The sequence below is a fragment of the Burkholderia sp. AU30280 genome, assembly GCF_020420125.1.
In the GTDB taxonomy this organism is placed as follows: Bacteria; Pseudomonadota; Gammaproteobacteria; order Burkholderiales; family Burkholderiaceae; genus Burkholderia.
On the sequence record NZ_JAIZRY010000003.1, the window covers coordinates 516,483 to 535,092 of the forward strand.

The following is an 18,610-nucleotide window of genomic DNA, read 5'->3' on the forward strand; positions in this document are numbered from 1 at the left end:
GCGCAACGATCGCCCTATCGATTCGTTGCGCACCGAAACAAGCCTACATGTCGCTTTCATTCGAGCCGGCGTTCGACAACCCTTGGAGATTGGCCGATATACTATGCGCCTCTCATTTCCCCGCACTTCACCATGCGACGGTTTCTCTCGCTAATCGTGCTTTCGTTCGGCATCGCGCAACAGGCATCGGCGCAGCAAGCGCCCGCGCTGCCCGCGTCCGCGCCCGAAGCGATTGCATCGGCGCCGTCCGTCGCATCCGCGCCGCTCGCCGACGCCAACGATCAGCCGAACGAAGCAAACCGCCGCATCACGTCCTACCTGACGAAGAAGTTCGGCGTCGCGAAGGAACGGGCCGCGAAGCTCGCCGATATCGTGAGCGTGACGGCGACGAAATATTCGCTGCCTCCCGCACTCGTTTACGCCATCATCTCGATCGAATCGCGCTTCCAGGAAAAGGCACGCGGCCAGCATGGCGCGACCGGGCTGATGCAGGTCGTGCCGGCCGCGCACCGCGGCCTGCTGCGCAACGTGAAGGACCTGACCGAGCCGAACGCGAACGTCGAAGCCGGGTCGGCCATCCTGTCGGGCTATGTGAGGGCGGCAGGCGGCAACGTGCAGGCCGGGCTGAAGAGCTACGGCGGGTCGAACGCGTATGCGGCGAAGGTGATGCAGCGGGTCGATTCGTTCCGGTTCGTGCTCGAACCCGACGACGACGCGAAAGCCGCGAATCCCGAGAATGATGCGAAGGGCCGCATGATGCCGGTCAGCGAAAAGTCGAGCCCGACGTCGGTCCGCGGCAACTAGCCCGCTCTACGCCGGATCCGCATGCGCCACGCCACCCGCATCCTTGCCGTCGCCGCGCTGGCGATCGGCCACTCCTCCGCATTCGCCGCCGTCGACTGCGAGAAACACGCGCTGACGATGAGCAACGTGCGGACTTGCGTACTCGGCCAGAACGATCAGGCCGTCGAGCGCGCGTACCAGTCGCTCGAGCGCAAGCTCAATCAGCGCAACCCCGATGCCGCCAGCGCGCTCGCGAAGTCGCAGGCAAGCTGGACCCGCTTCGCCGACGACACTTGCGACTACGTGAAAGCCGCCAATCTGCAGCAAATGCTCCCGGAAGACGCGCGAATGAATTGCTGGATCGATTTCAGCCAGGCACGCGTGCGCATCCTGAAGAAATGGGAAGCGCAGCTGGACGCGCCGCAACCTGCGCAGCAGTGATCGACGGAAGGATGCGCGCGCAACCGCCCGTCACGCGTGCGCGAAACGCTCCCGCAAAAACTCGATGAAATGCTGCGTCTTCGCGGGCAGCAGCCGCGTTTCCGTCATCGCATAGACGGGAATCGGCTCGCCCTCCCATGCGGGCATCACGCGGCGCAACCGGCCGGCGGCCAGATCATCCGCGACGACCTCTTCCGACAGCACGATGATGCCCGCGTCGAGCGTGGCCAGGCGCCGCAGCATGCCGACGCTGTTTACCGCGAAACGGCTGCTCACCGGTACCGCGACGGTGCGCGTGCCGTCATGCAGCGTCCACGTGCCGGCCCTCGCCAGGCCGAGGCACGCGTGCCGCGCCAGGTCGTCCGGCGTGTGCGGCTCGCCCTCGCGCGCGAGATAGCCGGGCGACGCATACAGGTAGTTCCCGAGCGTAGCCAGCCGCCGTGCAATCAGTTGGGAATCGTCGGATTCGCCCATGCGGATCGCCACGTCGAACGGTTCGCTCACCAGATCGACACGCCGCGACGTCAGCTCGAAATCAAACGTCAGCTTGGGGTAACGATTCGAGAACTCGACGATCAGCGGCGCCAGGTAGGTCACCGCGAAATCGACCGGAAACGATGCGCGCAGCACGCCCGTCGGTTCGGCCAGCAGATCGCCGAGCTGCTCGTGCGCGAGTCGCGCCTCGTCGACGATGCGCTTGCAACGCTCGAAGTACAGCCGGCCGGCCTCGGTCAGCTCGATCCGGCGCGTCGTGCGATGCAGCAGCCGCAGCCCGATCGCCTTCTCCAGCGCGCTGATACGCCGCGACAGCGTCGAGTTCGGCATCCCCAGCGTCTCGGCCGCGCTGCGAAAGCCCTTCGCCTTCACGACTTCGACGAACAGCGCCATGTCGTTCAGCAGTTCCATGCTCATTGCCCCACCAATGGATCAATGTTATCCAGATTACCCGGTTTATCCCGAAAAGGAAGCAATGGATGATAGCTGCGTGGAGGCGAGGCCTGCGCAACGATGCGCGGCCGGCGCCTGAACCGGCATCGTCCCGATGCCGCCGTCCCGAACTTCGAGGAGCAACGCATCATGAGCCAACTGTTCACCCCGGCCCGCGTGGGCCAACTGTTTACCCCGGCCCGCGTGGGCCGCTACACACTGCAAAACCGCCTCGTCATGGCGCCGATGACGCGCAGCCGCGCGGCCGTCGACGGCACGCCCGGCCAATGGGCCGCCGAATACTACGCGCAGCGCGCGAGCCTGGGCCTGATCGTCACCGAAGGCACGCAGCCTTCCGACGACGGGCAGGGCTATCTCACCACGCCCGGCATCTATACCGACGCGCACGTCGCCGGCTGGAAGACCATCAGCGACGCCGTGCATGCGCGCGGCAGCCGGCTGTTCATCCAGCTGATGCACGTCGGGCGCATGTCGCACCCCGACAATACGCCGCATCACCGGCAGGGTGTCGCGCCCTCAGCGATCGCACCGGGCGTGCAGATTTTCACGGTAAAGGGCATGCAGGACGTCCCCGTGCCGCGCGCGTTGACGACCGAGGAAGTGCGCGCGACCGTCGAGGACTTCCGCATCGCGGCGCGCCGCGCGATCGAGGCCGGCGCCGACGGCGTCGAGATCCACGGTGCGAACGGGTATCTCGTCCAGCAGTTCTTCGCGCCGAATACGAACACGCGCACCGACGCGTATGGCGGCTCGATCGAGAACCGCGCCCGCTTCGCGATCGAGGTCGCGACGGCGATCGCCGACGAGATCGGCGCCGACCGCACCGCGATCCGCCTGTCGCCCGGCGCCAAGCTCGGCGGCGTGGACGAAGGCGAGCAAGGGCCGGACCTGAACCGCTATCTGGCGACCGAACTCGACCGTCTCGGCCTCGCTTACCTGCACGTGATGTATCACGGCAATGAAGCGCTGCTGGCCGACCTGCGCAAGCGCTGGAGCGGCATGCTGATCCTGAACCGGCCGGGCCGCCCGCGCGACGCGATCGGCGACGACCTGAAGTCGGGCCTTGCCGATCTCGAAGCGTACGGCCAGATGGTGCTCGCGAATCCGGATTTCGTGACGCGGCTGAAGACGGGCGCGCCGATGAACGATGCGCGGCACGAGACGTTCTTCGGCGGCGATGCGCGCGGGTATCTGGACTATCCGACGCTGGATGGGGCGGCTGCGGCTTGACGCGACCGATCGGGGCGATCGCTGCGACACGCTGGAACGGGTGCCGCGGCGATCGCCCGCGGAACGCTCGACGTCAAAGCAGCGCGGTGTTCACCTTGGGCACCATCGGCGCGATGCGCAGGCGATGAACCATCAGGCACCCTCTCGCGACACGGTCGGATCGGGCGGCTCGGCCAATTCATGCAGCGCCTTGCGCGCCACGGGCACTTCGCGTTTCGGCACGACGAGCACATTAAGCCCCAGGCCGTCGAGCACCTTGAACAGTTTGTCGACGCCCACTGCCCGGCCGTTTTCGAGACGCGACAGCACGTCCTTGGAGACGCCGAGCATATCGGCCGCGTCATCGATCCGCATCTGGTTCTGCGCCCGCCGGTTGCGGACGAGCGCCCCCAACGCCGCAAGATCCTGTGCAAGCGGATCGGGGGATGCAATCGGGCGGGGCAAGGTACGAGCCATAATTCCGGGATACCAGGAACAAAACGCTGCCAAATACGCACCGGCAGCATTGTTACGGAAATATCGGAGTTATAGGTCAGAACGCCGGAGGCAATCAATTGTTCGCATATCTCAGGAACAAAGATTGTCGTGCTCCCCTTGGATGCATAGTTCGCATATTTCAGGAACTATGCAAACGCGTGAGCCCACCCCCGCGGGCCGACCTCCATCATCCCCGCCAACCGCCTCTTTCCGCATCAAAACTGCCCCGCCGCGCCCGTCCACCTCAAATAATCCCCGCGCGTCCAGTCGAGCGACACGCCGACGCGTTTGGTGCCGGGCCGGATCTTCGGCTTGTACACCGACAGCGTCAGCGACTCGAGCGCCGGCCACTCGCGGAACGACAGCACCGCGAGATCGGCGACGAGCGTCTCGAGCAATCGCGTATGCGGCTTGTGCGACAGGAACGCGGCAACACGCGTGCAATAGCCGTCGTAATCGATCCACTCGCCCTGCTCGCTCGGCTCGCACCGATAGCCGAGCCTTGCATCGATCACGATCGGCTGCGGCGCTTCATGCTCGTGCGCATGAATGCCGATCCGCGCGGGCACCTTCAGTTCGTCGACGAACACGCTCCAGCCGCGCCCGCGCAGGCGCGGCGCGTCGATCGCCACGAACGGTTCGTCGAACGGCTTCATGATGCCAGCGGCGCGGCCGCGTCGAGCATGATGCGCACGAAGTAGTCGGCGAAGCTGCGGCGCAGGACGATCTCGAACGCATCGTCACCGGTCGGGATCAGCACGATCGACGACTTGAAGTAGTGCGACTGCGCGCACTGGCCCGGCTTGAACGCACGCGGATGGAGATCGAGCGGGCAGCCGCGTGCGAGCACGTCGCGCACGCATTCGCCGCTGATCTCGACAACCGTATAGCCGCTACCGACGTCGACGGCCGCCGCATACGAACCCTGCACGGCCTCCGCGAGCTTCGCTTCGAGCACACCGGCCGGCACGGGCCCGTGCGAGCGCACGAGCCACTCGTCGGGGCCGAGCCACAGCACGTCGTACTCGGCGCCGCGCGCAACCGTGTTCGGCGCCGCGGGCGGCCGGCAGCCGACTACGCGCTCGAACGCGCTCACGAACGCCGGATCGCTCAACTCGCCGCGCACGTTGACGAGATCGAGGAACGGCCGCTCGCGCAGCGTGAACTTCTTCGAGGCGCGCGCCTGGTGCGGCTTCAGCACGTCGGCCGCGCCGACGAGCGGCGATTCAAGCGCCACGCCGCCCGCGCCCGCCACCTGCGTCTGGTTTCTGGTTTCATTCCACATGCTGGCGCACCCCTTCGGTATCGTAGAAAACCGGGCTCGAGATCTTCGCGGTGATGCGCTTGCCGTTGGCCAGCGGAATCACGACGCTCTCGCCCATCTTGTTCAGGCCGCCCTTCACGACCGCGAGCGCGATCGAGCGCTTCAGGATCGGGCTGTAGTAGCTCGACGTCACGTGGCCGATCATCGGCGTCGGATCGACCGCCGACACCTGCGTGTCCTTCGCGACGATCTGCGCGCCTTCCGGCAGCACGAACTGTTCGTCCTCGGTCAGCAGGCCGACGAACTGCTTGCGGCCTTCCTTCGCGGTGTCCGAACGCGCGAGCGAACGCTTGCCGAGGAAATCCTTCGACTTCGCGACGAGCCCGCCCATCCCGAGGTCGTACGGCGTGACCGAGCCGTCGGTATCCTGGCCGACGATGATGTAGCCCTTCTCCGCGCGCAGCACGTGCATCGTCTCGGTGCCGTACGGCGTGATGTCGAACTCGGCGCCGGCCGCCATCAACGCTTCCCATACCGCGCGGCCCGCGTTCGCCGGCACGTTCACTTCATAGGCGAGCTCGCCCGAGAAGCTGATCCGCATCACGCGCGCCTTCGCACCCGCGACGGTGCCGTTCCGGTAGCTCATGAACGGGAACGCCTCGTTGCCGAAGTCGATGTCCTGGCACACCTTCTGCACGACCTTGCGGCTCTTCGGGCCGACCACCGCGAACGTTGCCCAGTGATCGGTAACCGACGACAGCCGCACCTTCATGTCGGGCCATTCGGTCTGCAACCAGCGCTCGAGCCACGTCAGCACGCGCGCCGCGCCGCCCGTCGTGGTCGTCATCATGAAATGCTGGTCGGCGAGGCGCACCGTCACGCCGTCGTCGAACACCATCCCGTTCTCGTCGAGCATGAGCCCGTAGCGGCACTTGCCCACTTCGAGCTTGTTCCACGGATTCGTGTACATCCAGTTCAGCAGCTTCACTGCGTCCGGGCCCTGGATGTCGATCTTGCCGAGCGTCGACGCGTCGAGGATGCCGACGCTGTTGCGCACCGCGAGGCATTCGCGCTTCACGGCCGCATGGAGATCCTCGCCGTTCTTCGGGAAGTACCACGGCCGCTTCCAGTTGCCGACGTCCTCGAACAGCGCGCCGTGCTCGACGTGCCACTCGTGCACGCAGGTCTTGCGGATCGGATCGAGGAAATCGCCGAGCTCGCGGCCCGCGAACGTGCCGAATGACACCGGCGTGTAGTTCGGGCGGAACGTCGTCGTGCCCGTTTCCGGAATCGTCTTGCCGAGCGCCCCCGCGAGGATCGCCATCCCGTTGATGTTGCCGAGCTTGCCCTGGTCGGTGCCGAAGCCCATCGCCGTGTAGCGCTTCACGTGCTCGACCGACTCGAAGCCTTCGCGCGCGGCCAGCAGGATGTCCGCGGCCGACACGTCGTTCTGGAAGTCGACGAACTGCTTCGGGCCGCGCGCCGCGGCTTCGCGGCTGCCGACGAGCCACAGCGGCTGCAGAGCGCCTTCGACGGTTTCCGCGACCTGCGGCGCAACCGCGCGCTGCGCAGCCGTAAAGCCCGCCGCCTTCGCGGCTTCCACGCCCGCATCGACCGCGAGCCGCAGCGCACGCGCCAGGCCGAATTCGCCGGCCGCCGCGCCGATGCTCGCCTCCGCCTGCACGGGCTTGCCCGGCAGGAAGCACGCCTTCTCGTCGCTCCAGCAGGCCTTGCCGCCCGATTGCGCGAACAGGTGCAGCACCGGGCTGAAGCCGCCCGACATCGCGACGAGGTCGCACGGCAGCGTCTGCAGCTTGCCGCCCACCTGGCCGTTCGAGAGCGACGCGACGTCGACCGACGAGACGCGCCACTTGCCCGATGCGCTCGTCACGACCGCGCCGCTCATCACCGTCACGCCCTGCCGCTTCGCGGCGGCCGGCAGCGCGCCGTTCGACGATGCGCGCGAATCGACGACCGTCACCTTCGCGCCGCACGCCTTCAGGTCGAGCGCGGCCTGGTAAGCACGATCGTTGTTCGTGAACACGACCGCGTTGCGGCCCGGCAGCACGCCGAAGCGATGCACGTAGGTGGACACCGCGCCGGCGAGCATCACGCCGGGCAGGTCGTTGTTGCCGAACACGATCGGACGCTCGTGCGCGCCGGTCGCGAGGATCACGCGCTTCGCGCGGACCTTCCACAGCAGCTCGCGCGTCCCCTTGCGCATCGATACCGGCAGATGATCGGTCAAACGCTGCGTAACCGTCACGAGGTTGTGGTCCTGGTAGCCGAACGCGGTGCTGCGTGACAGGATCGTCACGTCGGGCAGCTTGCGCAGCTCGGCCTCGATCTTCTCGACCCACTGCAGCGCGGGCTTCGCGTCGATCTCCGCACGGCACGACAGCAGGCTGCCGCCGAGCTCGCGCTGGTCGTCGACGAGAATCACGCGCGCGCCGGCCGTGGCCGCCGCATGCGCGGCCGCGAGGCCCGACGGGCCGCCGCCGACCACGAGTACGTCGCAGTGCGCGTAGCACTTGTCGTAGCGATCGGCGTCGAGCGCTTCCGGCGCCTTGCCGAGGCCGGCTGCTTCGCGGATCTTCTCTTCGTACTTCGGCCACATCTTGCGCGGCCACATGAACGTCTTGTAGTAGAAGCCGGCCGGCAGGAAGCGCGAGAGCTTCTGGTTGATCGCGTACTTGTCGTTCTCGAGCGTCGGCTCGGCGTTCACGCTGGACGCGACGAGCCCCTGGTACAGCTCGATCTCGGTCGCGCGTGCGTTCGGCACCGTGTACGGGCCCGATTCGAGCTGCACGACGGCGTTCGGTTCCGCGACGTCGGCCGTCACGATCCCGCGCGGACGGTGGTACTTGAAGCTGCGCGCGACGAAGTGCACGCCGTTCGCGAGCAGCGCGGACGCGAGCGTGTCGCCCTGGAAGCCCTGATACGTGCGGCCGTTGAACGTGAACGTCAACGGGATCGCGCGATTGATGCGGCCACCGGTGCCGAGGCGGTCTTTCTGGCTCATTTGCTCGTGCCCTCTTCGTGTGCGTTGGCGGCAGCTTCACCGCCGAACTTTTCGTAGCCCTTGATATCGTAGGTCACCGTGTCGCGCGTGGCCTTGAACCAGCGGCGGCAGCCCTGCGCATGCAGCCATTGCTCCTTGTGCAGCCCGCGCTTGTTCTCGCGCATGAACACGTACTCGCCCCATTCGCGGTCGGTCATGTTCTCGTTGTTCACCGGGCGCACGATGTCGGCTTCACCGCCGCACGAGAACTCGGATTCGGCGCGCGGCCCGCACCACGGACATTCGATCAGCAACATGTTTTTCTCCTCGTTCAGTGCGCGACGGCGGCAGCGCCGTGCTCGTCGATCAGGTGGCCCGTGTAGAAACGGTCGAGCGCGAACGGCGCGTTCAGCGGATGCGGTTCGTCGCGGGCGATCGTGTGCGCGAACACCCAGCCCGAGCCGGGCGTCGCCTTGAAGCCGCCGGTGCCCCAGCCGCAGTTGAAGTAGAGGCCCTTCACGTCGGTCTTGGTGATGATCGGGCACGCGTCCGGCGACACGTCGACGATGCCGCCCCACTGGCGGTTCATCCGCACGCGCGAGAACACCGGGAACATCTCGACGATCGCCTGCAGCGTGCTTTCGATGATGTGGAAGCTGCCGCGCTGGCCGAAGCCCGTGTACTGGTCGATGCCTGCGCCGATCACGAGGTCGCCCTTGTCGGACTGGCTGATGTACGCGTGCACCGCGTTCGACATGATCACCGAGTTGACCACCGGCTTGATCGGCTCGGACACCAGCGCCTGCAGCGGGTGGCTTTCGATCGGCAGGCGCACGCCGGCCATGTCGGCGAGCGTCGTCGTGTTGCCGGCTGCCACTACCGCGACCTTCTTCGCCTTGATGAAACCCTTCACCGTATCGACGCCGACCACCGCGCCGCCTTCGCGGCGAATGCCCGTGACCTGGCAGTTCTGGATGATGTCGACACCCGCGCGGTCCGCGCCGCGCGCGAAGCCCCAGGCCACCGCGTCGTGGCGTGCAACGCCCGCGCGGCGCTGGATCGATGCGCCGAGCACCGGGTAGCGGCTGTTCAGGTTGATGGTCGGCTCGATTTCCTTGATCTGCGCGGGCGTCAGGAATTCGGCGTCGACGCCGTTGAGCCGGTTCGCGTTCACGCGGCGCTCGGTGTCACGCACGTCCTGAAGCGTATGGGCCAGGTTCATCACGCCGCGCTGGCTGAACATCACGTTGTAGTTCAGGTCCTGCGACAGCCCTTCCCACAGCTTCATCGCCTTCTCGTACAGCGCGGCCGATTCGTCCCACAGATAGTTCGAGCGCACGATCGTCGTGTTGCGCGCGGTGTTGCCGCCGCCGATCCAGCCCTTCTCGAGGATCGCGACGTTCGTGATCCCGTGCTCCTTCGCGAGGTAGTACGCGGTCGCGAGGCCGTGGCCGCCGCCGCCGACGATCACGACGTCGTATTCCTTCTTCGGTTCCGGGCTCTTCCACTGCTTTTCCCAGTTCTCGTGATACGAGAGGCCGTTGCGGAACAGGCTGAATATCGAGTAGCGGCTCATGTTGGTGATCCTTCGTTTAGCATTCGATGACGTTCACGGCCAGTCCGCCGCGCGACGTTTCCTTGTATTTCGTCTTCATGTCGGCGCCCGTCTCGCGCATCGTCTTGATGACCGAATCGAGCGACACGTAGTGCTGGCCGTTGCCCTTGAGCGCCATGCGCGATGCGTTCAGCGCCTTGATCGCGCCCATCGCGTTGCGCTCGATGCACGGGATCTGCACGAGCCCGCCGACCGGGTCGCAGGTCATCCCGAGGTTGTGCTCCATGCCGATCTCGGCCGCGTTCTCGACCTGGTCGGGCGTGCCGCCCATCACCGCGGCAAGCGCGGCGGCGGCCATCGAGCACGCGACGCCCACTTCGCCCTGGCAACCGACTTCCGCACCGGAGATCGACGCGGTTTCCTTGTAGATGATCCCGATCGCCGCGGCCGTCATCAGGAATTCGACGATGCCGGCTTCGTTCGAGCCCGGTACGAACTTCACGTAGTAGTGCAGCACCGCGGGAATCACGCCGGCCGCGCCGTTGGTCGGCGCAGTGACGACACGGCCGCCCGCCGCGTTCTCCTCGTTGACGGCCATCGCGTACAGGTTGACCCAGTCGAGCATCGACAGCGGGTCGCGCAACGACTCTTCCGAGCGCGCACGCAGGCGGGCATTCAGCTCGGCCGCGCGGCGCTTCACGCGCATCGGGCCCGGCAGGTCGCCCTCGACCTTGCAGCCGCGCTCGACGCACGCCGCCATCGTGCGCCAGATCGCAAGCAGCCCGGCGCGCACTTCGTCGGCGGGGCGCAGTGCGGATTCGTTGCGCATCATCAGCTCGGCGATCGACAGCCCGTGTTCGCGGCACTGGCGCATCAGGTCGTCGCCGGTGCGGAACGGATACGGCACCTCGACCGCCGCGCGCACGCCGTTCACGCGATCGCCGTCGCGGTTCACGACGAAGCCGCCGCCGACCGAGTAATACTCTTTCTCGACGAGCAACTGGCCGTGCTCGTCGAAGGCCTGGAAGCGCATGCCGTTCGGGTGCACGATGCTCGTGCCGCTCATCAGCTTGCGATAGAAGCCGATGTGCTCCTTTTCCTCGAAGCGGACGGTCTGCTTGCCGAGCAGCGACAGCGATTTCTCCGCGCGGATCGCGGCGAGCCGCGGCTCGATCAGGTCGGGATCGATCGTGTCGGGCAGGTGGCCCTCGAGACCGAGCAGCACGGCCTTGTCGGTGCCGTGGCCCTTGCCGGTCGCGCCGAGCGAGCCGTACAGCTCGACGCGCACGCGGCGCACGAAGCCGAGCAGGTTCGCGTCCTCCACGTGCGACGCGAAGCGACACGCGGCGATCATCGGGCCGACCGTATGCGAACTGGACGGGCCGATGCCGATCTTGAACAGGTCGAACGCGCTGACGTTCATCTGGCTTCCTCTGGGTGGGACACACGTGAAATGACGTTGGCGCCAGTACATCAAAGCGTAAAATCGGCCGATAGAACAAAAACGGCATCGGCGTGGGATACCGCCGCCAAGCGCCGCTTCGGCGGCCCCGAAAATGCGTTTTGGCGATGGTTCGCGACGGAAAACCACAAGTCCGGCCGAAGCCGATCGGCGACGCTGGCTACATCCGCGCCGCCCCGGCAGCCGTACCCGCAACCCGAGTGAAACGAGTGAGACCGCCTGCCCGGCGTGACGAGATTGGCCGCGATGACACCCGACGTACCCGCTTCCCCCCTCGCAGAACCCGCGCCGCGGCGCATCCGCTTCGGCATCGTGCTGCTGCCGAACTTCACGTTGACGGCCTTCTCGGGCTTCGTCGACATGCTGCGGCTGTCGGCCGACGACGGCGACTACAGCAAGCCCGTGCGCTGCGCGTGGAGCGTGATCGGCGAGACCCTCGCGCCGGTGCGCGCGAGTTGCGGGATCCAGATCACGCCGTGGGAGACGTTCGACGCGGCCGAGCCGTTCGACTACGTGGTGGTGGTCGGCGGGCTGCTGCATTCGGGGCCGCAAGCCGGCCCCGAAACGCTCGACTTCATCCGCCGCACGGCGACGGGCGGCGCGACGGTCGTCGGGATCTGCACCGGCGTGTTTACGCTGATGCGCGCCGGCGTGCTCGACGGCTACCGCACCTGCGTGAGCTGGTTCCACTACTGGGATTTCATCGAACGCTTTCCGAACGCCGATCCCGACCTCCTGATCGCCGACCGGCTGTTCGTGATCGACCGCCGCCGGATTACCTGTTCGGGCGGCCGCGCGTCGATCGACGTCGCTGCCGCGATCCTGCTGCGCCATTTCGATCATGCAACCGTGCAGAAGGCGCTGCGCATCCTGCTGGTCGGCGAGATGCAGAAGGGCAACGCGCCGCAGCCGCATCCGCCGGGGCTCGAGCCGGCGACGCATCCGAAGGTCAAGCGCGCGATTCTCCTGATGGAACAGCATGTCGGGCGTGCGCTGTCGCTCGACGAGCTCGCGAGCAAGCTCGACCTGTCGACGCGGCAGCTCGAGCGGCTATTCAAGGCGGAAACGGGCAAGAGCCCGCAGGTGTTCGCGAAGCAGGTACGACTGCGCACCGCCGCGTGGCTGCTGACGAGTTCGGACCGCACGGTGGCCGATATCGCGTCGAGCTGCGGGTTCGCCGATGCGTCGCACCTCGGGCGCGAGTTCCGCAAGCAGTTCGGCGTGCCGCCGGCGACTTATCGGGAACGTGGGGGTGAGGTGGCGGAGGCCGCCGGGGCGCCGGATGCGGCGGTCGACCCCGTCGAGGACATCGCCGATTGACGGCCGAAGGCACCCGCACTTCACTTTCCAAGCCAGCCGACAAACTGCAAAGCGACACCCGCTCGCGGCGGTTTCAATCCGATTGGAACCGGTTTCAGTCAACTTGACCGACGTTGAACGACATTGATCGAGGGTTATCCCGGATGCTGCGTTTCACTCAAATTTGTATGATGACCACATAACCTGACAAACCAGAGCACCATGTTCGAGAAAGTTCCCGCCCGCGCGATGAGCGACCATGTCGCGCAGCAACTGCTCAAGCAGATCGAAGCCGGCAGTTTCTCCGCCACCGGCAAGCTGCCGACGGAGGCCGTGCTCGCGCAGGAATTCGGCGTGAGCCGTACCGTGATTCGCGAGGCGATCTCGCGGCTGAAGAACGAAGGCGTGGTCGAGCCGCGCCAGGGCAGCGGCGTGTTCGTGAACCAGCACGGCGCGATCCGGCCGCTGCGGATCGACTACGCGGAGGCAGTCGAAGCCACCTCGCTGCCGCACCTGCTCGCGGTGCGCCGCGCGATCGAGGCCGAGGTCGCGGCCGAAGCCGCGTTGAATCACACCGATGAAGACATGGCCGACATCGACGATGCGCTGCGCAAGATCGACGATGCGGTGGCCGAAGGGCGCGACGGCGTCGCGGAAGACGTCGCGTTCCACCGCACGATCGCGGCCGTCACCGGCAACCCGTATTTCCTGAAGACGCTGCAGTTCCTGAACCAGTACCTCGAAGCCGGCGTGAAGGTCACGCGGCGCAACGAAGCGACGCGCGAGGACTTTTCGCGCCAGGTACGCGAGGAACACGCGGCGATCGCCGACGCGATCCGCGCGCGCGACCCGATGGCCGCACGCAACGCGGCGCGCACGCACATGTACAACGCCGCCCGCCGTCTCGCGGAAGCCGGCATCTGCTGAAGCCGGCGGCGCCTGCCGCCGTCGTTGTCCCGAACCTCTCCCGAATCGATCAAGGTTGACCATGTCACGAAATGTTGGAGTCATCGGCCTCGGCGCGATGGGCCTCGGCGTCGCCCGCTCGCTGCTGCGCGCCGGCCTGCGCGTGCACGCCTGCGACGTGCGCGACACCGTGCTGCAGGCATTCGCGGCCGAAGGCGGCATTGCCTGCGCGACGCCGGCCGAACTCGGCGCGCAGTGCGACGTCGTCGTCACGCTCGTCGTCAATGCCGCGCAGACCGAAACGGTGCTGTTCGGCGAGCACGGCGCGGTCGCGGCGATGAAGCCCGGCAGCGTCGTGATCGCGAGCGCGACCGTCGCACCCGAATTCGCGGTCGCGCTCGGCGCGCGCATCGAGGCCGCCGGCCTGCAAATGCTCGATGCGCCCGTGTCGGGTGGCGCCGCGCGCGCGGCCTCCGGCGAGATGACGATGATGACGTCGGGCCCGGCCGCCGCGTACGCGGGCTGCGAGGACGTGCTCGCGGCGATCGCCGGCAAGGTCTACCGCCTCGGCGACGCGCACGGCATCGGCTCGAAAGTGAAGATCATCAACCAGTTGCTGGCCGGCGTGCACATCGCGGCAGCGGCCGAGGCGATGGCGCTCGGCCTGCGCGAAGGCGTCGATGCCGATGCGCTGTACGACGTGATCACGCACAGCGCCGGCAATTCATGGATGTTCGAGAACCGCGTGCCGCACATCCTGAACGGCGACTACACGCCGCTGTCGGCGGTCGACATCTTCGTGAAGGATCTCGGCCTCGTGCTCGATACCGCACGCCGCAGCAAGTTCCCGCTGCCGCTGTCGGCCACCGCGCACCAGATGTTCATGAGCGCGTCGAGCGCCGGCCACGGCGGCGAGGACGATTCCGCCGTGATCAAGACGTTCCCCGGCATCACGCTGCCGCCCGCCCGCTGATTCGTACGACACCCCTGCCATGACTGCTTCCGCTTCCCGTCCCCTGCTCGGCTGCATCGCCGACGATTTCACCGGCGCGACCGATCTCGCGAACATGCTCGTCAAGAGCGGCATGCGCACCGTGCAGACGATCGGCGTGCCTGCCGACGGCACCGCAGACACCACGCTCGACGCCGACGCGATCGTCGTCGCGCTGAAGTCGCGCACGATCCCCGCGGCCGACGCCGTCGCGCAATCGCTCGCCGCGTACGCATGGCTGCGCGCACAAGGCTGCCGGCAGTTCTTCTTCAAGTACTGCTCGACCTTCGACTCGACCGACGCGGGCAACATCGGGCCCGTCGCCGATGCGCTGCTCGACGCGACCGGCGGCGGCTTCACGATCGCATGCCCGGCGTTCCCCGAGAACGGCCGCACGATCTATCGCGGCCACCTGTTCGTCGGCGACGCGCTGCTGAACGAATCGGGGATGGAAAACCATCCGCTCACGCCGATGAAGGACGCGAACCTCGTGCGCGTGCTGCAGCGGCAGACGAACTCGCCGGTCGGCCTGATCCGCTACGACACGATCGCGCTGGGCGCGGCCGCCGTGCGCACGCGGATCGAGCAACTGCGCGCGGAAGGCGTGCGCTTCGCAATCGCCGATGCGCTGTCCGACCGCGACCTGTACGTGCTCGGCGAAGCATGCGCGGGCCTGCCGCTCGTCACCGGCGGCTCGGGCATCGCGCTCGGCCTGCCCGCGAATTTTCGTCGCGCGGAGCAACTGCCCGAGCGCGACAACGCGGCGTCGCTGCCGCGCATCGACGGGCTGTCGGCCGTGCTCGCCGGCAGTGCATCAAAAGCAACCAACGCGCAGGTCGCCGCGTGGCGCGCGACGCGGCCGAGCTTCCGCGTCGATCCGCTCGCGGCTTCGCGCGGCGAGCCTGTCGTCGAAGAAGCGCTCGCCTTCGCGCGTGCACACCTGCCACAGCCGGTGCTGATCTACGCGACCGCGACGCCCGACGAAGTGAAGGCCGTGCAGCAGGCGCTCGGCGTCGACGCGGCCGGCCAGCTCGTCGAAGCCACGCTCGCGGCGATCGCGCGCGGCCTGCGTGATCTCGGCGTGCGCAAGTTCGTCGTCGCCGGTGGCGAAACGTCCGGCGCGGTCGTGCAGGCGCTCGGCGTGAAATCGCTGCAGATCGGCGCGCAGATCGATCCGGGCGTGCCGGCGACAGCCACCATCGACGCGCAGCCGCTTGGCCTCGCGCTGAAGTCCGGCAACTTCGGCGCCACGGACTTTTTCGACAAGGCGCTGCGCGCGCTGGACGGAGCCGCATGATGAGCGATGAAGCGAAACTGCGCGAAGAGATCTGCGTCGTCGGCGCGAGCCTCTACGCACGCGGCCACGCGGTCGGCAGCGCCGGCAACATCAGCGCGCGCCTGCCCGACGGCTGGCTGATCACGCCGACCGATGCGTGCCTCGGCCGGCTCGACCCGAACGACATCGCGAAAGTGGGCCTCGACGGCCAGCCCGTATCGGGCGGCAAGCCGTCGAAGACGCTCGCGCTGCATCGCGGCATCTACGCGCGCAATGCCGAAGCGAACGGCGTCGTCCACACGCATTCGACGCACCTCGTCGCGCTGACGCTCGCGGGCGTGTGGCGCGACACCGACGTGCTGCCGCCGATCACGCCGTACTACGTGATGAAGGTAGGCCACATTCCGCTGATCCGTTACCGCCGCCCCGGCGATCCGGCCGTCGCGGCCGAAGTCGCGGCGCTCGCCGACCAGGTGCGCGGCGTGTTGCTCGACCGGCTCGGCCCGGTGATGTGGGGGCCGTCGGTGTCGCACGCGTCGTATGCGCTCGAAGAGCTCGAGGAAACCGCGCGGCTGTGGCTGATGACGCACCCGAAGCCCGAGCCGCTTTCCGACGCGGCACTCGACGAACTGCGCGAGACCTTCGGCGCACGCTGGTAACGCGGCGCGTCACGTACCGATTCCCCTGCCCGCCGTGTGCGCGGGCCTTCCGTCAGCACACACAAACGATCCGGCGGCGGTCGCGTTGCCGGCACACGATATAGGAGACGACGATGACTGCTCTCGACGCGGCCGCTGGCCGCTCGCCCGCCGCGCCCGCCCATGCCGCGGAACTCGACCGCACCTACAGGAAAGTGTTCTGGCGCATCGTGCCGTTCCTGATGCTCTGCTACGTGGTCGCATATCTCGACCGCGTGAACGTCGGCTTTGCGAAGCTGCAGATGTCGCAGGATCTCGCGTTCAGCGAAACCGTGTTCGGGCTCGGCGCCGGCATTTTCTTTCTTGGCTATTTTCTGTTCGAACTGCCAAGCAACCTGCTGATGCACCGCATCGGCGCGCGAATCTGGATCGCGCGGATCATGATCACGTGGGGCCTGCTGTCCGCGCTGTTCGCGTTCGTGCAGACGCCGACGCAGTTCTACGTGCTGCGCTTCCTGCTCGGCCTCGCGGAAGCCGGCTTCTATCCCGGCGTGATCCTGTACCTCACCTACTGGTTCCCGTCGCATCGCCGCGCGAAGATCATCGCGGTGTTCATGTCCGCGATTCCCGTGTCGGGCATCTTCGGCAACCCGCTGTCGGGCTGGATCATGGAGCGCTTCCACGGCGGCTCGGGCTTTCACGGGTGGCAATGGATGTTCATGATCGAAGCCGTGCCGGCCGTGCTCGTCGGCATCGCGACGATCCTGTATCTCGACAACGGCATCCGCGGCGCGAAGTGGCTCGACGAGCGCGAGAAGCAGTTGCTGGAGGACGAGATCGCCGCGCAGCCGCAGGAACGGCAGCAGCACGGCCATTCGCTGAAGGCCGTGTTCTCGGACCCGCGCATGTGGTGGATGTCGCTGATCTACTTCGCGTTCGTCACGGGCCAGTACGGCCTCACGTTCTGGATGCCGACGCTCGTCAAATCGACCGGCATCACCGATACGCTGCAGATCGGCCTGCTGTCGGCGATTCCGTTCCTCGTCGCGATCGTCGTGATGAACCTGTTCGGCCACAGCTCGGACAAGCGCCGCGAACGCCGCTGGCACCTGATCGTGCCGGCGCTGATGGGCGCGCTCGGGTTTGCGGTCGCCGCGTCGTACTCGCACAATACGGCGGTGTCGATCATGTTCCTGTCGCTCGCGGCCGGCGGCGTGCTGACCTGCGCACCGCTGTTCTGGTCGCTGCCGACCGCGTTCCTCGCGGGCTCCGCGGCCGCGGCCGGGATCGCGATCATCAACTCGGTCGGCAACCTCGCCGGTTTCGCGAGCCCGTACGTGATCGGTTACCTGAAGGACGTCACGCACAGCACGGCGTCCGGCATGTACGTGCTGGCGGCCATGCTCGTGCTCGGTGCGATCGCCGTGTGGCTCACGCCCGCGAAACTCGTGAACCGCTGAGCCGCCAAAGGAACGACCCGGCCGCCATTCGACGCGGGGCGCCGCATGCCCCGCCCCATTCATTCACAGGACCCGCTGCCATGCCACGCTTCGCCGCCAACCTCTCGATGATGTATACCGAGCACGCGTTCCTCGAACGCTTCGCCGCTGCCGCCTACGACGGCTTCAAGGCCGTCGAGTACCTGTTCCCGTACGACTTCGCCGCCGAGGATATCCGCGCGCGCCTCGACACGCACAACCTCGAACAGGCGCTGTTCAACGCGCCGCCGGGAGACTGGGCCGCGGGCGAACGCGGCATCGCGTCGCTGCCGGGCCGCGAGGACGAGTTCCGGCGCGGTGTCGACCAGGCGCTCGACTATGCGCGCGTGCTCGGCAACACGAAGCTGCACGTGATGGCCGGCATGGTCGCGCCGGGCGCCGACCGCGCGCGCCATCGCGACACCTACCTGGCGAACCTGCGGCATGCGACGCAAGCCGCCGCCGCACGCGGCGTCACGATCCTGATCGAGCCGATCAACCAGCGCGACATGCCGGGCTATTTCCTGAGCCGCCAGGACGACGCGCAGGCGATCTGCGCGGAACTCGGCGCGCCGAACCTGAAGGTGCAGTTCGACTGCTACCACTGCCAGATCGTCGAAGGCGATCTGGCGATGAAGCTCAAGCGCGATTTCGCGGGCATCGGCCATATCCAGATCGCGGGCGTGCCCGAGCGCCACGAGCCGGATATCGGCGAACTCAACTACCCGTACCTGTTCGAGCTGATCGACGCGCTCGGCTACGACGGCTGGATCGGCTGCGAATACCGCCCGAAGGCCGGCACGTCGGCCGGCCTCGGCTGGCTCAAGCCGTACCTGTGATTCCTGCATTCCCACGAGGATA

At 67.1% G+C, this 18,610-nt stretch carries 18 protein-coding genes; 10 read left to right on the forward strand and 8 right to left on the reverse strand.

Annotation, left to right across the window (positions count from 1 at the left end):
- Positions 1 to 132: 132 nt before the first annotated feature.
- Together LGN17_RS09750 and LGN17_RS09755 are read left to right on the forward strand one after the other, a co-directional pair.
- Positions 133 to 804, forward strand: coding sequence for a lytic transglycosylase domain-containing protein (locus LGN17_RS09750; RefSeq protein WP_226196246.1), 672 nt, complete (start codon positions 133 to 135; stop codon positions 802 to 804).
- Between the two features lie 21 nt (positions 805 to 825).
- Positions 826 to 1,224, forward strand: coding sequence for a lysozyme inhibitor LprI family protein (locus tag LGN17_RS09755; protein WP_226196247.1), 399 nt, complete (start codon positions 826 to 828; stop codon positions 1,222 to 1,224).
- A gap of 30 nt (positions 1,225 to 1,254) precedes the next feature.
- Here the strand turns inward: LGN17_RS09755 and LGN17_RS09760 are convergent, their stop codons facing one another.
- The gene (locus tag LGN17_RS09760; RefSeq protein ID WP_226196249.1) at positions 1,255 to 2,130 is read right to left on the reverse strand and encodes a LysR family transcriptional regulator; all 876 of its coding nucleotides are present in this window, start codon (positions 2,128 to 2,130) and stop codon (positions 1,255 to 1,257) included.
- Between the two features lie 198 nt (positions 2,131 to 2,328).
- Here LGN17_RS09760 and LGN17_RS09765 point away from each other — a divergent pair, with 198 nt between their 5' ends.
- On the forward strand, positions 2,329 to 3,402 hold the full coding sequence (locus LGN17_RS09765) for an alkene reductase (protein WP_226196463.1): 1,074 nt from the start codon (positions 2,329 to 2,331) through the stop codon (positions 3,400 to 3,402).
- Positions 3,403 to 3,534: 132 nt separating this feature from the next.
- Here the strand turns inward: LGN17_RS09765 and LGN17_RS09770 are convergent, their stop codons facing one another.
- From LGN17_RS09770 to LGN17_RS09800, 7 genes are all read right to left on the reverse strand, one after another.
- Positions 3,535 to 3,858 carry a helix-turn-helix domain-containing protein gene (locus tag LGN17_RS09770; RefSeq protein ID WP_226196251.1) on the reverse strand — a complete coding sequence of 108 codons (324 nt, stop codon included), beginning with the start codon at positions 3,856 to 3,858 and terminating at the stop codon, positions 3,535 to 3,537.
- A gap of 236 nt (positions 3,859 to 4,094) precedes the next feature.
- Positions 4,095 to 4,535: a dihydroneopterin aldolase gene (locus tag LGN17_RS09775; protein ID WP_226196262.1), complete on the reverse strand. Its 441-nt coding sequence runs from the start codon at positions 4,533 to 4,535 to the stop codon at positions 4,095 to 4,097.
- A complete protein-coding gene (locus tag LGN17_RS09780; RefSeq protein ID WP_226196264.1) occupies positions 4,532 to 5,164 on the reverse strand; it encodes a sarcosine oxidase subunit gamma in 633 nt (210 codons plus the stop codon). The genes LGN17_RS09775 and LGN17_RS09780 overlap by 4 nt, the downstream gene beginning before the upstream one ends.
- Complete coding sequence (locus LGN17_RS09785; protein ID WP_226196267.1) at positions 5,154 to 8,165, reverse strand: sarcosine oxidase subunit alpha family protein; 3,012 nt, start codon at positions 8,163 to 8,165, stop codon at positions 5,154 to 5,156. Before LGN17_RS09785 ends, LGN17_RS09780 begins: the two co-directional genes overlap by 11 nt.
- Positions 8,162 to 8,461: a sarcosine oxidase subunit delta gene (locus tag LGN17_RS09790; RefSeq protein WP_069260676.1), complete on the reverse strand. Its 300-nt coding sequence runs from the start codon at positions 8,459 to 8,461 to the stop codon at positions 8,162 to 8,164. The genes LGN17_RS09785 and LGN17_RS09790 overlap by 4 nt, the downstream gene beginning before the upstream one ends.
- Before the next feature lie 14 nt (positions 8,462 to 8,475).
- Positions 8,476 to 9,720 (reverse strand): sarcosine oxidase subunit beta family protein, encoded by a 1,245-nt coding sequence (locus LGN17_RS09795; protein WP_006480591.1) that lies wholly within the window; start codon positions 9,718 to 9,720, stop codon positions 8,476 to 8,478.
- 16 nt (positions 9,721 to 9,736) lie between these two features.
- Positions 9,737 to 11,122, reverse strand: a complete 1,386-nt coding sequence (locus LGN17_RS09800; RefSeq protein ID WP_175954692.1) for an L-serine ammonia-lyase — start codon at positions 11,120 to 11,122, stop codon at positions 9,737 to 9,739.
- Positions 11,123 to 11,407: 285 nt separating this feature from the next.
- On the opposite strand from LGN17_RS09800, the gene LGN17_RS09805 reads away from it, so the two are divergent.
- The 7 genes from LGN17_RS09805 (at position 11,408) to otnI (ending at position 18,588) form a co-directional block, all read left to right on the forward strand.
- A complete protein-coding gene (locus LGN17_RS09805; RefSeq protein WP_175954694.1) occupies positions 11,408 to 12,481 on the forward strand; it encodes a GlxA family transcriptional regulator in 1,074 nt (357 codons plus the stop codon).
- A 201-nt stretch (positions 12,482 to 12,682) separates the two neighbouring features.
- Complete coding sequence (locus LGN17_RS09810) at positions 12,683 to 13,387, forward strand: FadR/GntR family transcriptional regulator (RefSeq protein WP_226196270.1); 705 nt, start codon at positions 12,683 to 12,685, stop codon at positions 13,385 to 13,387.
- A gap of 61 nt (positions 13,388 to 13,448) precedes the next feature.
- A complete protein-coding gene (gene ltnD, locus LGN17_RS09815; RefSeq protein ID WP_059732557.1) occupies positions 13,449 to 14,339 on the forward strand; it encodes an L-threonate dehydrogenase in 891 nt (296 codons plus the stop codon).
- Between the two features lie 19 nt (positions 14,340 to 14,358).
- Positions 14,359 to 15,654 (forward strand): 3-oxo-tetronate kinase, encoded by a 1,296-nt coding sequence (gene otnK, locus LGN17_RS09820; RefSeq protein ID WP_226196272.1) that lies wholly within the window; start codon positions 14,359 to 14,361, stop codon positions 15,652 to 15,654.
- Complete coding sequence (locus LGN17_RS09825; RefSeq protein WP_413227016.1) at positions 15,651 to 16,292, forward strand: aldolase; 642 nt, start codon at positions 15,651 to 15,653, stop codon at positions 16,290 to 16,292. Before otnK ends, LGN17_RS09825 begins: the two co-directional genes overlap by 4 nt.
- Before the next feature lie 113 nt (positions 16,293 to 16,405).
- Positions 16,406 to 17,731 carry an MFS transporter gene (locus LGN17_RS09830; RefSeq protein ID WP_226196276.1) on the forward strand — a complete coding sequence of 442 codons (1,326 nt, stop codon included), beginning with the start codon at positions 16,406 to 16,408 and terminating at the stop codon, positions 17,729 to 17,731.
- An 80-nt stretch (positions 17,732 to 17,811) separates the two neighbouring features.
- Complete coding sequence (gene otnI / locus LGN17_RS09835) at positions 17,812 to 18,588, forward strand: 2-oxo-tetronate isomerase (protein WP_226196277.1); 777 nt, start codon at positions 17,812 to 17,814, stop codon at positions 18,586 to 18,588.
- Positions 18,589 to 18,610 lie beyond the last annotated feature (22 nt).